A 13,563-nucleotide genomic window follows, 5' to 3' on the forward strand; every position below is an offset into this window, starting at 1 on the left:
AGCCTGCCGCCAGCGTTCAATCTGAGCCATGATCAAACTCTTCAGTTTAAAAAAGCTTGCTCAAACTCATGAATCACGTCTGACTTTAACTATATTCTTCAATCCGAAGACTAAAGAACGTAAAGCGAATTGACATGGTCACTCATTTAAGACTTCAAAGTTTTTTGAGAAGTCTCCAGCGAGCGCCCACACAAATTATCTGATTATCTATTTTAAAGAGCGTTGACACATTTTCTTAACCATCTAAGAGTAAGTTGCTTACCGTTTCCAGTTCGCTGTGCAGTCCGTGGTGGTCTGCCGTGTCAGTGGGTGCGTATATTACCGTCGCGATTATTTTATGCAAGCACTTTTTAGAATTAATTTTAAAAAAGTTCTAAAGGTTGCTTAGTCATGAACGGAAACACCCAATCAAGCCATTGTTATGACACTTCTCCCTTTATATAGATCCCTTTTTATAGAAACCAAAAAGAGAAGCCGAAGCTTCTCTTTAAAGGTATTAACACAATGCTCTTACTTTAAATTATCTGGACCAAAGGAATAAGGCAGCAACTCATTCATCGTTAATGTCTTGCGGACCCCCTCTGGAGAGCAAATATGTATAAGCGTTTCGCTTGAAGAAAACTCTCGAATTCGCTGTCGACAACCACCACAGGGGGTCACCAACTGCTCACCTTTGCCCATCACATAAATTTGCTTAATAAGAGTATCACCTCCCATAACCATGGCGGCTATCGCCCCAGCCTCAGCACAAGTACCTTCGGGGTAGGAGGCATTTTCTACATTACAGCCAGAAAAAATATTACCAGTTTCCGTTTCGATTACGGCTCCAACCTGAAAGTGTGAGTAAGGCACATAGGCCTTACTCATGGCTTTCTTCGTCAACGTAATCCATTGTTCTGAGTGAGACATTAAGCACGTTCCTTAACGTATGGCTTACCGATCGCTTTTGGACCTACTGCTTTACCAATGAATCCAGCAAGCAGCAATACAGTCAGTACGTAAGGCAATACTTCGATCGCCTGCACCGGCACCTCACCAATACCGGGCAACGAAACGCCTTGTAAACGAACCGCTAATGCATCAAGAAAACCGAACAGCAAACAAGCGCATAACACAGGAATCGGACGCCATTTACCAAAGATTAGTGCCGCCAGCGCCATGTAGCCTTTACCTGCACTCATATCTTTTAAGAAACCTGCGTTGTGCGCAGTAGACAAGTAAGCTCCTGCAAGACCACACAAAATGCCACAAATGATCACCGCTCGATAACGCACCAAAGCAACAGAAATACCTGCGGTGTCCACCGCATGAGGATTCTCCCCCACCGCTCGTAAACGTAAACCAAAGCGAGTTTTAAAAACAATCCAATAAGTAAGAGGCACCATTGCAAATGCTAAATACACCAGAATGTTATGGCCACTTAATAACTCAGAATAGATCAGACCAATCACAGGCACATCTGCTAGCTGATCAGCAAACGGGAAAGTAATCGGCGTAAAACGAGCATCACCCGTTAAAGATGGCGTCTGACCACCTTGATCAAACCAATCTAGACCAAGCGTCACTGTTAGCCCAGCAACAATCGTATTGATTGCCACACCAGAGACAATGTGATCTCCGCGATGAGTTATACAGGCAAAGCCATGAATCAGCGCCAAGCTTACTGAAGCAGCAATGGCAAATAGCAAACCAATCCAAGCGGAGCCAAATACTGCTGCTGCAGCGGCGGCAGCAAACGCCCCCGCCAGCATCTTACCTTCCAAGCCGATATCTACAATGCCAGAACGCTCAGAAAACAAGCCTGCAAGCGCTGCCAAAATCAATGGTGTCGATACGCGCAGGGTCGCATCGAGAATCAGTATTAATGTTTCAAACATACCGCGCTCCTATGCTGCCGCTTTACGTAAAAAAAGACCTTCAATCTTGCCTTTGAACATATTCTCTAGCGCGCCAGAGAATAGGATCACAAGACCCTGAATCACCACCACAATTTCAGGTGTAATCGTTGGTATTTCAAAAGACAACTCTGCACCGCCTTGATACAGCGCACCAAACAACATCGCCGCCAGCACAATACCAATCGGATGATTACGCCCCATCAGGGCAACAGCGATTCCCGCAAACCCATAACCAGCAGTAAAGTTAAGCAATAGGTTATGGTTAACCCCCATAATCTCGTTTACGCCAACTAAACCTGCCAGGCCACCAGAGATCAACATCACCCAGATAGTCACTTTCGCATTATCTATACCTGCATACTGCGCAGCGGTAGGATTTGTACCCACAGTACGTAATTGATATCCCCAACGGGTATGCCATACCAATGCCCAATAGAACACACAACATAACAGTGCTAGTACGAATGCCAAGTTCAATGGCGAGTCACCAATATCAAAACCAAACGGCGCAAAGATGTCATGCATGTACGGAAGCCATGCGCTTTCTTCAAAGGTACGACTGATAGGTGACATAACACCCTCAGCCTTTAGCCAATTCACCATCAGGTAAACCATCAAAGACGAGGCAATAAAGTTGAACATGATGGTCGTAATAACGATGTGACTACCACGTCGAGCTTGAAGATAAGCAGGGATATAAGCCCAGGCTGCACCAAACAAGGCGCCACCAATGATCGCTAACGGAGCAATCACCAACAAAGGCAACGAGCTATCAAACCACAAACAAAGTAAACCAACCCCTAAACCACCGATATAGGCCTGACCTTCACCACCGATATTGAACAATCCAGCTTTAAAGGCCACCGACACAGCAAGGCCAGTGAAAATTAAGTTCGTCGCGTAATATAAGGTATATCCGATCCCTTCATCGTAACCAAAGGCGCCATATACTAGATAGCCAGCCGCTTCGATAGGGTCTTCTCCAATCGCCAGAAACACCAAACCAGAGACCAAAAATGCCAATAGAATATTTAACAGCGGTATTAAACCCACACTTACCCACGCAGGGACTTTCGCTTGACTCATGCCTGTGCTCCTTGTCCCTCATTCCACGCATTGGCCATCATTAGACCTAGCGTACGTTCATCTGCTTCATTGGCTGAGACTTCACCTACAACCGCTCCATCAAACATCACAATAATTCGATCACTCAACGCCATAATTTCATCTAGCTCTACCGACACTAGCAAAATCGCTTTGCCTGCATCCCGTAGTTTCACGATTTGCTCGTGAATATTTTCAATTGCACCAATGTCCACGCCACGGGTCGGTTGACCGATTAACAGTACATTAGGGTTCTGCTCAACTTCTCGAGCAATAACGATCTTCTGCTGATTACCACCAGAGAAGTTGGCCGTTTTCAAATGAGGATTCGGCGGTCGAACATCCCAAGCAGCCATGCGCTCATTACACTCTTCGAGCATCGCGCTACGCTTCATCAATACCGAACCGTTATAAGCTTCTGAATCGTGATAGCCTAAAACTGCAGCTTCGTAGGCCTCAAAGCCTGTCACCAAACCCATTTTGTGACGATCTTCTGGCACGTGAGCCATTTTAAGATCACGCATTTGCGCAGCATTCTTTGGCGCATTAGCAGTAATAGTCTGTCCCGCAAACTGGATTTCACCCGACGCCATCGGCGTGATACCAGAAAGCACATTTAAAAGTTCACTCTGACCATTACCTGAAACCCCTGCAATACCAAGGATCTCACCAGCTTTAAGATCAAGAGACACTTTTTTAAGGCGCTCAACACCTTGCCCATCAAAGAATGAAAGATCTTTTGCCGACAAAACTGTCTGCTCAGGTTTGGCTTCGTCTTTATTTACCTTGAGACGAACCTTCTTACCCACCATTAATTCAGCCAATTCTTCCTTATCGGTTTTTGAAGTTTCACGATGCGCTACCATCTCACCTTGGCGCATCACTGAAACATTGTCCGTTGAGGCTAAAATTTCTCGTAGCTTGTGGGTAATCAGAATCACCGTCACCCCTTGCTCTTTTAGAGACTTAAGGATACGGAATAAATGATCTGCTTCTTGCGGTGTTAACACACCCGTTGGTTCATCCAATATTAGAATTTTAGCACCACGGTATAACGCCTTAAGGATTTCAACACGTTGCTGCAATCCCACTGGCAAATCTTCCACGATCGCATCAACATCAATATCCAGGCTATATTCTTGCTCCAAGCGCTTAAGCTCTTCGCGGGCTGCATCCATACCTTGTTTTAGAACTGCACCACCCTCGGCACCCAAAATAACATTTTCTAAAACAGAGAAGTTTTCCACTAGCATAAAGTGCTGGTGCACCATGCCAATGCCCACATTAATGGCATCTTGAGAATTTCGGATCGAGACCTGCTGACCATCAATAGAGATCGAGCCCGAATCGGCTTCATAAAAACCGTAAATAATGCTCATTAAGGTAGATTTGCCAGCGCCGTTCTCACCGATAATGCCGTGGATCGTGCCAGCAGGGACTTGCAAGTCGATATTCTTATTCGCTTGCACCGTACCGAATCGCTTCGAAATCCCTTCTAACTCAATCGAGTATGGATGTGTTTGTTGAGTCATATTTCTTTCTATGCAAAGTTTTGAGCAAAAAAAAGCAGCTGTTCACCATTTAACATAGTGAACAGCTGCTTTATTTGCGATTAATAGTTACAAGTGCTGTCTGACATGTAGTCGTGCACACTGATCTCACCGCTGATGATTTTCGCCTTAACATCATCCATTTTAGCTTTCATATCTGCAGTGATTAGACCTTTATTGTGCTCATCCAAAGCCCAATCTACACCACCATCAGATAGACCTAGGATCTCTAGACCAGGCTTCCATTCGCCTGTGTTGGCTTCCTCAAACACTTTGTAAGCAGCAGAGTCTACACGCTTAACCATAGAGGTTAGCATTGTGCCAGGCTGAATATGGTTCTGATTCGAGTCAACACCGATCGCTAACTTACCTTCATCTTTAGCTGCTTGGTATACACCAATACCTGTACCACCTGCAGCAGCGAATACTACATCAGCACCTTTAGAGAATTGGCTTTTCGCAAGTTCAGAACCTTTTGTTGGGTCATTAAATGCAGCGCCAGTAGAACCCGTCATATTCTGAATAACAGTTGCATTTGGTGTGATAAATTTCGCACCTTGCTCATAGCCACAACCAAACTTACGAATTAGAGGGATATCCATACCACCGACGAAGCCAACTGTATCCGTCTTGGATGCCATGGCTGCCAATGCGCCAACAAGGAATGAACCTTCGTGTTCTTTAAATACGATAGACTGCACGTTTGGCAGATCAATTACAGCATCAATGATTGTGAACTGCACATCAGGGAAATCCTGAGCGACCTTTTGTACCGCAGACATCATGGTGAAGCCCACTGCAACAATTGGTGAGTAACCACGTTTCGCTAGACGGCGAAGGTTTTGCTCAACCTGAGCTTCGTTCTTTGGCTCAGACTCACGAATTTCAATACCAGTATCTTCCGTAAACTTTGTAATGCCGTTGTAAACACCCTCGTTAAACGACTTATCAAACTTACCCGCTTGATCATAAACCACAGCAGGTTTGATATCAGCAGCGTATGCAGAAGACACCGCCATGGCTAATGCAGTAGCCGATGCAAGAAAGACACCTTTCATTCTATTCCCCTTTGATTTTTATCATGGCAATTTAGGATTACCAAAGCCTAAAGCTGGCTAATCGGTCAAAAATAAACTGATTAAGCTTTGAGCGCAATAACGACGTGCACAATTGCACCATTATTCACTGTTTTTCATACAACACGCGATGTTTTGCCCATAAATGTAGATGAAATCAAAACAATCTGCCTAACAAGCTACCCATAGCAACAAACAGCAATAAACATGCCGACCGCTACTTTTGACAAGTTGAACAGTACACTGTGCTGCGCTGACCTTGACGAATTTCTTTGAGAGGTGCTTTGCAGGTCACACAAGGTTGATCGGCACGACCATAAACCTTTAACTCTTGTTTGAAATAACCTGGCTTACCTTCGCCGCTGACAAAATCCTTTAATGTCGTACCGCCTTGCTCAATCGCTGCCGCCAATACCGTCTTAATACATTCTACAAACACAGTTAAGCGCGCCTTGCTGATATTACCCGCTGCACGAGTAGGGCGAATACCCGCCATAAATAAGGCTTCATTGGCGTATATATTCCCGACACCCACCACGATTTTACTGTCCATAATGAATTGTTTAATCGCTTGCTTACGCCCTTTTACTTTTTCGTAGAGGTACTCCACATTAAAAGCATCAGTTAGGGGCTCTGGACCAAGATGTGAAATCAGCTCATGTAACTGCCAATCGCCCTCTTGCCACAGCATGGCTCCGAAGCGGCGCGGGTCGGTGTAACGCAATACTTTATTAAACTCTGCGAAATGAATATCCACATGATCATGAAACATCGGAGGCGTTTCTGGCGCAACAAAGTACAAACTGCCCGACATGCCCAAGTGAATAATCAAGGTTCCAGCATCGGTTTGCACACCAATGTATTTCCCGCGGCGCGTGACGCTTCGAACCACTTGGCCGGGCAATTTGACAGACACATCATCAGGGATTGGCCAGCGTAGTTTGGGCTGACGAATTTCTATGTGTTCAATGGTTTGATTTAAAATATGCGGCGCTATGCCATTTTTGGTGGTTTCGACCTCGGGTAATTCCGGCATACATTCCTCAAAGAGCATTTGCTGTGTTATGTAAATTCTTTTATCGCGAATAGAATTCGCTCGTACGACTTCGTTCTTTCGGGGAATACACCCCGTACAACCCGATTCTATCGGGGACAAAGCTTTTTCACCACTTAGCTTGCGCGTTCTACCTATCACATATTTCAGACACAAAAAAACCGACACTAGGCCGGCTTTTTCGTTTACAAGAAAGCAAAAATTATTTGATTTTCGCTTCTTTGTACATCACGTGCTTACGAACAACTGGATCAAACTTTTTCATTTCCAGTTTGTCTGGAGTGTTACGTTTGTTCTTGTCAGTTGTGTAGAAGTGACCAGTACCTGCAGAAGATACCATGCGGATTAGATCGCGAGCGCCTTTAGAAGCCATGATTCAGATTCCTTATACTTTTTCGCCACGGGCACGCATTTCAGTAAGAACTGAATCGATGCCTTTTTTATCGATGATACGCATACCTTTAGAAGATACACGTAGACGAACGTAACGGCTTTCACTTTCTACCCAAAAACGGTGCCAGTGAAGGTTAGGAAGAAAGCGACGCTTAGTGTGACGCTTTGAGTGAGAAACGTTGTTACCTGTAATAGGACGCTTCCCAGTAACTTGACATACGCGAGACATAATTAAATACCTTATGCTATCCGAAGATTATTGGAAGTTTGCACTTCCTCAGGCGGAGCGTGGGTCACTCTGGAACGCTTTAAGCCAAAACTCAAAGAGAACGCGGGGGCCACAAAATCCCGTACCGAGGATATAGCGGCGCGAATTCTCCCATAGTCCCCCGAAAACAGCAAATGATTTGTTAAAAAATTGATCAATTGGCTGTATCTGAGATGGCTATCCTGCATTCAAGTCACTGAAGTGAAAACCATGTAAATTAAACAACAGGAAACCTATTTGCAGGGAATCTCAGTCAGAGCAACCCTCGCTCAGCCAAAGACAATGGTCGACTGTCGCCGACAATAAAATGATCCAATAAACGCACATCAATCAGCTCTAGTGCTTTGCGGATACGTTCGGTGATGTTGATATCCGCTTGGCTAGGCTCCGAAACTCCGGATGGATGATTGTGAGCTAAGATCACCGCTGCGGCATTATGAGTAAGCGCAGCCTTAACCACTTCTCTTGGATACACAGCTGCGCTGTCGATGGTGCCCATAAAGAGCTCTTGATAGCGAATCAGTCGATGTTGTGAGTCTAAGAACAACACCGCAAAAATTTCCCGAGGAGAGTGACGCAACTGAGTCGATAAATAAGTACGCACCGCTTCAGCACTATTAAAAACCGTATCGCGGGTCAGCTGCTCTTGTAAATGCCGTTTGGACATTTCTAGGACAGCTTGCAGTTGAGTGTATTTTGCATCGCCTAAACCAAAGCCTTGGCAAAACTCATCCCTTGAAGCCGATAACAAAGCCCTAAGGCCACCAAATTGATGAAGCACTCTGCGTGCCAATTCCACTGCACTGATACCTTGAGTACCAGTTCTAAGAAAAATCGCCAGCAACTCTGCGTCACTTAAGGCATGCGCCCCTTGATGCATGAGTTTTTCTCGTGGGCGTTCGGCTTCTGGCCATTGTTTTATACTCATAATACTCACCTCCTTGTGATACTCTTTGCTCATTCTAACTGCGAATACATGAGCACATCCTGTGCTTCATCATATTCAGCGAATGTCTGCCACTTTGTGATAAGAAGCGAATTATGTCCAGTCTTGCGAACAAACAGATTCTCGTGGGGATTACCGGCGGTATCGCCGCTTACAAAACCATTGAGTTGATCCGCCTGCTCACCAAAGCAGGTGCCGACGTTCAAGTAGTGCTAACTGAAGGGGCAAAAGCCTTTGTCACGGAAATGACATTGCAAGCCGTCTCTGGACACCCTGTGCGCAGCACTTTGCTTGACCCATCAGCCGAGTTGGGCATGGGACATATTGAATTAGCGAAATGGGCAGACCTTATTATCATTGCCCCAGCGTCGGCTGACTTCATGGCTCGCTATGCACAAGGTATGGCCAACGATTTACTAACAACCTTGTGCTTGGCAACAGAAGCGCCTGTTGCATTAGCGCCTGCCATGAATCAAGCCATGTGGAAGCACCCTGCAACTCAAACCAATCTACAAACACTGATCTCACGTGATGTTGCCATGATTGGTCCAGCCTCTGGCGCACAAGCCTGTGGCGATGTGGGCGCAGGGCGCATGGAAGAGCCAATTGATTTATTAAAAGCTATCGAGCAGCTTATAGCCCCCACACAACAAGACTTAGCAGGTCAGCATTGGGTGATTACCGCCGGACCAACTATGGAAGCCATCGATCCAGTGCGCTACATCAGTAACCATAGTTCAGGCAAAATGGGTTACGCGCTGGCAGCGGCCGCACAAGCACGGGGCGCTCACGTCACACTGGTAAGCGGCCCAACACAATTGGACGCACCACAAGGCGTCAAACGTATAGACATCAAAAGCGCAGAAGAAATGTTAAGCGCTTGTCATACTGCTACGGTAACGCCTGCCGACGTATTTATCGGCGCAGCAGCGGTCGCTGACTTTCGCATGAAAGAAGTCGCTTCCCAAAAGATGAAGAAGACTGGCGATAGCGATGAAATGCAATTAACTCTGGTAAAAAATCCGGACGTGATTGCCACCCTAAGCCAAGCAAAAGCCGCAAAATGTATGGTGGGCTTTGCTGCAGAAACCCAAGACGTAATCGCTTATGCAAAAAGTAAACTAGAACGTAAAGGTCTGGACTTGATCATCGCCAATGATGTGTCACGCACTGATATTGGTTTTAACAATGATGAAAACCAAGTGACCGTGCTATCCAAAGACCAGCAATGGACACCGCCGAAAGAGGCGAAATCAGCTCTGGCCATTGAGCTTGTTGAGCTGATTACTCAATACCAATCCACACAGTCATGAGTGAATCAATGAAACACCCTATTCAACTTAAAATCCTGAACCCAAAGATCGGCACTGAATTGCCATTACCAGCTTACGCGACCGAAGGCTCGGCAGGTCTAGACCTACGTGCCTGCCTAGACGAAGCAGTGGTTCTCGAACCTGGACAAACCACTTTGTTACCAACAGGTCTAGCGATCTACATTGAAGACCCAAATTTAGCAGCGACGATTCTTCCGCGCTCAGGTTTAGGGCATAAACACGGCATCGTACTGGGTAACTTAGTTGGTCTGATCGATTCTGATTACCAAGGCGAACTAATGGTCTCTTGCTGGAACCGCGGCCAAACGACATTCACGATCGAACCGGGTGAGCGCGTTGCTCAACTTGTTCTGTTGCCTGTTGTACAAGCAGAGTTCAATATCGTTGAAGACTTCGTTGCCAGCGACCGCGGCACAGGTGGCTTCGGTTCTACCGGCACCAAGTAATCCTTTGCACATGAAATAGTTGAGTTATTCTCAACTATTTCATTGCTCTTTTAGAAGCAGTTCACCCATCTCCCCTTTGGTAAATAAAGATCACTTTATTCGGTCAGAAATTCGTCAATTTTCTTTAATTTTTTATAGAGAGTCGACGCAGTTCACGTTATTATTTTCCACCATAAGTGGTCGCTTACACTCACTGTAATGTTTCTGGCACATAGTGTGCTTAAACTCAGCTGAGTCTTAACTGCACCCTCCCACAACTTTTTTCGACTCTGTCAAAAAAGCTCTTTGAATAACAATAGGAGTGTTACCAACGTGGCTTATACACGCGAATCTGCATTAGATGTAGCTCAAGTATTGAGTGAATCGCTTCCTTACATCCAACGTTTTGCTGGCAAAACATTGGTCATCAAATACGGCGGTAATGCCATGACTGATGAAGCACTACAAGCAGGGTTCGCGCGCGATATCGTGTTAATGAAAGCTATCGGTATTAATCCAATTGTTGTTCACGGTGGCGGCCCACAGATTGGTGAAATGCTTGCCAAGCTAAGCATCGAGTCTAAGTTCATTAACGGCATGCGTGTTACAGACACTGCAACAATGGACGTAGTAGAAATGGTACTTGGTGGTCAGGTAAACAAAGACATCGTGAACCTAATCAGCCGTGCTGGTGGTAAAGCGATCGGTCTAACGGGCAAAGACAGCGGTTTCATCAAAGCGAAAAAACTGTTTGTGAAACATCAAGCAGAAGGTATGAGTGCACCAGAACAGGTCGACATCGGCCATGTGGGTGAAGTGGCGAGTATTGATACAAGCGTTTTGAAAGTTCTTGAAAACAGCGATTTGATTCCTGTTATCGCACCGATCGGTATTGATGATGAAGGCAACGCTTATAACATCAACGCGGATTTGGTAGCAGGTAAAGTAGCCGAAGCGGTTAACGCAGAAAAACTCATGCTACTAACGAACATCTCAGGCGTACAAGATAAGCAAGGTAACGTGCTAACTGGGTTAAGCACAGCACAAGTTGATAACCTTATTGCTGACGGCACTATCTACGGCGGCATGCTACCGAAGATCAGCTGTGCACTTTCTGCGGTAAACGCTGGCGTTACCAGCGCACATATTATTGATGGGCGAGTACCTCACGCTACGCTACTTGAGATCTTCACCGATACCGGCGTAGGCACACTGATCACTAATCAAGAAAAAGACATTTAATTCGCCCATTTAAAGCGATAGGCCGTATTAATATGAGCACAAAAAAAAGCGATCGACGCACGGAAATATTACAGTCCTTAGCGGGCATGTTAGAAAGCAGCCCAGGGGCTCGTATTACTACTGCTGCTCTAGCAAAAGAAGTGGGGGTGTCAGAGGCAGCTCTGTATCGCCATTTCCCAAGCAAAGCGAAGATGTTTGAAGGTTTAATCGAATTTATCGAGGAAACCTTATTTACTCGCATTCATCGCATTGTGCAGGACGAAGAAGACGTCAATAAACGTTTAGAAGTGATTTTGTTCTTAGTATTGAGTTTTTCTGAGCAAAACCCAGGCATGTGTCGTCTGCTCACAGCAGATGCCTTGGCAGGAGAGACGGAGCGCTTGCGTGTTCGTATTGCGCAGCTATTTGATCGTATTGAGACTCAGCTTCGCCAAGTATTGCGTGAAGCCGATTTGAAGCAAAACTTACGTCCAGTGATGGGCACAAATGCTTGCGCCAACTACCTGCTGGCCTTGCTGGAAGGCAAAATCCGTCAATACGTTCGTACTGAATACAAGACAAAGCCGCTACAGAATTGGCAGGAGCAATGGCAAGCCATCGCTCCAACCCTAATGGTTGGCCGCGCCTAGCGCGCAGCCAATCATTGATTAAACACCGTACTGATCGCGGTATGCTTTAACCGCGGCAAGGTGTTGAGCAAACTCAGGTGAGTCCTGCTCTTCCAAGTAAGTCATGATGTCATTCAGAGACACAATGCTTACGACAGGCATACTGAAGTCACGCTCTACTTCTTGGATAGCAGATAACTCGCCACGACCGCGCTCTTGGCGGTTCAAAGCAATAAGAACACCAGCAGGTTTTGCACCCGCGGAATTGATAATATCCATCACTTCACGGATCGCAGTGCCAGCAGTGATAACGTCGTCAATGATCATGATGTTGCCTTCAAGTGGTGCGCCCACCAGGGTACCACCTTCACCATGATCTTTTGCTTCTTTGCGGTTAAACACGTACGGTGTATCAATGTCATGATGATCATACAATGCAACCGCAGTGGTCGTCGCCAAAGGAATACCTTTGTAAGCAGGGCCAAATAAGACGTCGAACGAGACGCCTGCTTCGACTAATGCCGCAGCATAAAAGCGGCCAAGTTTTGCTAATGCTTGACCTGAACTAAACAGGCCAGCGTTAAAGAAATACGGGCTTACACGCCCAGATTTAAGTGTGAACTCGCCAAAACGCAATACTTTTTGCTCTATGGCGAATTCAATAAATTCTCTCTGGTAAGGTTTCATGCCGACTCCAAGGGGGATAAAAAATTACAAACAAATTGCCTCTTGTCAGCAAAGTATGCTTTCCTGACAACCAATGGGCGCTAATATAACACACGGCTAGGAATTGTAGGGACCAGAAATGAAGGTCATCAGCCTTAATGTAAACGGTATAAAACAAGCAGCGGAGCGCGGCTTCTTTGAGTGGATGGTGCGCCAAAACCCCGACGTAGTATGTTTACAAGACATACAAGCGGATGAGCGCAGCCTGAACGACAGCGTATTTTTTCCACCAGAGTTTAACGCGTACTTCTTTGACTCACTTGATAACCCTGATGAAGCGGGTGTTGCTATTTATAGTAAAGCAATGCCTAAAGCCATTATGACAGGCATGGGGTTTCCTGAGTGCGACTTCGAAGGTCGCTTTATCCAAGCAGACTTTGACAAGGTCAGCATCGGCTCCTTCTTAACTCCTCATGGCTCTAACCATGAAGAAGCACTCCAAGAGCATAAGTACCGCTTTATGGAAGGTTTCAAGAACCATTTAATTAAAACACGTCGCAAACGTCGTGAGTTTATATTCTGTGGTACAACCAATGTGGCACGATCACCGATTGATGTCAGCAGCTGGTTCGTTAATCAGCGCAATTCTGGTTTCTTACCTGAAGAGCGTAAATGGATAAACGAGATCTTTAACGATCATGAGTACATTGACGCGTTCCGCCAAGTGAATAAACAAGATAAGCAATATACCTGGTGGCCAGATTACGAGCGCGCCTGGAAACTAGATGAAGGTGGCCGTTTGGACTACCAAATTGCAACGCCTGGTTTAAAGCATGTCATTCAAGGCGGCAGTGTCTATAAAGGACAACGTTTCTCTGACCATGCTCCGATCATTATGGAATACGACTTAGACTAGGTCGCCGCAGACACACCTAATAGAAAAAGCCCTTGCGATGATCTTCGCAAGGGCTTTTTGATATTTGGCAAAGGCACTAAAGA

General features: G+C 45.8%; 15 protein-coding genes. 5 read left to right on the top strand and 10 right to left on the bottom strand.

The window, feature by feature from the left end:
* Nucleotides 1–510: 510 nt before the first annotated feature.
* The 9 genes from cdd to radC form a co-directional block, all read right to left on the bottom strand.
* Nucleotides 511–909 carry a cytidine deaminase gene (gene cdd / locus C8D85_RS06400; protein ID WP_133560840.1) on the bottom strand — a complete coding sequence of 133 codons (399 nt, stop codon included), beginning with the start codon at nucleotides 907–909 and terminating at the stop codon, nucleotides 511–513.
* Entirely contained in the window at nucleotides 909–1,877 is a 969-nt protein-coding gene (locus C8D85_RS06405) for an ABC transporter permease (protein ID WP_133560842.1), read from the bottom strand. Before C8D85_RS06405 ends, cdd begins: the two co-directional genes overlap by 1 nt.
* Nucleotides 1,878–1,886: 9 nt before the next feature.
* Nucleotides 1,887–2,984 carry an ABC transporter permease gene (locus C8D85_RS06410; RefSeq protein ID WP_133560844.1) on the bottom strand — a complete coding sequence of 366 codons (1,098 nt, stop codon included), beginning with the start codon at nucleotides 2,982–2,984 and terminating at the stop codon, nucleotides 1,887–1,889.
* A complete protein-coding gene (locus C8D85_RS06415; RefSeq protein WP_133560846.1) occupies nucleotides 2,981–4,534 on the bottom strand; it encodes an ABC transporter ATP-binding protein in 1,554 nt (517 codons plus the stop codon). The genes C8D85_RS06410 and C8D85_RS06415 overlap by 4 nt, the downstream gene beginning before the upstream one ends.
* Nucleotides 4,535–4,614: 80 nt before the next feature.
* Complete coding sequence (locus C8D85_RS06420; RefSeq protein ID WP_133560848.1) at nucleotides 4,615–5,610, bottom strand: BMP family lipoprotein; 996 nt, start codon at nucleotides 5,608–5,610, stop codon at nucleotides 4,615–4,617.
* A gap of 235 nt (nucleotides 5,611–5,845) precedes the next feature.
* Entirely contained in the window at nucleotides 5,846–6,664 is an 819-nt protein-coding gene (mutM, locus tag C8D85_RS06425; RefSeq protein ID WP_133560850.1) for a bifunctional DNA-formamidopyrimidine glycosylase/DNA-(apurinic or apyrimidinic site) lyase, read from the bottom strand.
* Nucleotides 6,665–6,884: 220 nt separating this feature from the next.
* Complete coding sequence (gene rpmG, locus C8D85_RS06430) at nucleotides 6,885–7,055, bottom strand: 50S ribosomal protein L33 (RefSeq protein ID WP_011978459.1); 171 nt, start codon at nucleotides 7,053–7,055, stop codon at nucleotides 6,885–6,887.
* A gap of 12 nt (nucleotides 7,056–7,067) precedes the next feature.
* A complete protein-coding gene (gene rpmB, locus C8D85_RS06435) occupies nucleotides 7,068–7,304 on the bottom strand; it encodes a 50S ribosomal protein L28 (RefSeq protein WP_055463997.1) in 237 nt (78 codons plus the stop codon).
* 292 nt (nucleotides 7,305–7,596) lie between these two features.
* A complete protein-coding gene (gene radC, locus C8D85_RS06440) occupies nucleotides 7,597–8,271 on the bottom strand; it encodes a RadC family protein (RefSeq protein ID WP_133560852.1) in 675 nt (224 codons plus the stop codon).
* 113 nt (nucleotides 8,272–8,384) lie between these two features.
* Between radC and coaBC the strand changes: the two genes are divergently transcribed.
* The 4 genes from coaBC (at nucleotide 8,385) to slmA (ending at nucleotide 11,919) form a co-directional block, all read left to right on the top strand.
* The gene (gene coaBC / locus C8D85_RS06445; RefSeq protein WP_133560854.1) at nucleotides 8,385–9,602 is read left to right on the top strand and encodes a bifunctional phosphopantothenoylcysteine decarboxylase/phosphopantothenate--cysteine ligase CoaBC; all 1,218 of its coding nucleotides are present in this window, start codon (nucleotides 8,385–8,387) and stop codon (nucleotides 9,600–9,602) included.
* A gap of 8 nt (nucleotides 9,603–9,610) precedes the next feature.
* On the top strand, nucleotides 9,611–10,069 hold the full coding sequence (gene dut, locus C8D85_RS06450; RefSeq protein ID WP_133560856.1) for a dUTP diphosphatase: 459 nt from the start codon (nucleotides 9,611–9,613) through the stop codon (nucleotides 10,067–10,069).
* Between the two features lie 312 nt (nucleotides 10,070–10,381).
* Entirely contained in the window at nucleotides 10,382–11,290 is a 909-nt protein-coding gene (gene argB / locus C8D85_RS06455) for an acetylglutamate kinase (protein ID WP_133560857.1), read from the top strand.
* 32 nt (nucleotides 11,291–11,322) lie between these two features.
* Nucleotides 11,323–11,919: a nucleoid occlusion factor SlmA gene (slmA, locus tag C8D85_RS06460; RefSeq protein WP_133560859.1), complete on the top strand. Its 597-nt coding sequence runs from the start codon at nucleotides 11,323–11,325 to the stop codon at nucleotides 11,917–11,919.
* An 18-nt stretch (nucleotides 11,920–11,937) separates the two neighbouring features.
* On the opposite strand, the gene pyrE is transcribed toward slmA, so the two are convergent.
* The gene (gene pyrE, locus C8D85_RS06465; RefSeq protein ID WP_133560860.1) at nucleotides 11,938–12,585 is read right to left on the bottom strand and encodes an orotate phosphoribosyltransferase; all 648 of its coding nucleotides are present in this window, start codon (nucleotides 12,583–12,585) and stop codon (nucleotides 11,938–11,940) included.
* Between the two features lie 118 nt (nucleotides 12,586–12,703).
* Here pyrE and C8D85_RS06470 point away from each other — a divergent pair, with 118 nt between their 5' ends.
* Entirely contained in the window at nucleotides 12,704–13,480 is a 777-nt protein-coding gene (locus C8D85_RS06470) for an exodeoxyribonuclease III (RefSeq protein ID WP_133560862.1), read from the top strand.
* Nucleotides 13,481–13,563 lie beyond the last annotated feature (83 nt).

Origin of the sequence: Marinomonas communis (assembly GCF_004363305.1) — a bacterium.
Lineage (GTDB): Bacteria > Pseudomonadota > Gammaproteobacteria > Pseudomonadales > Marinomonadaceae > Marinomonas > Marinomonas communis.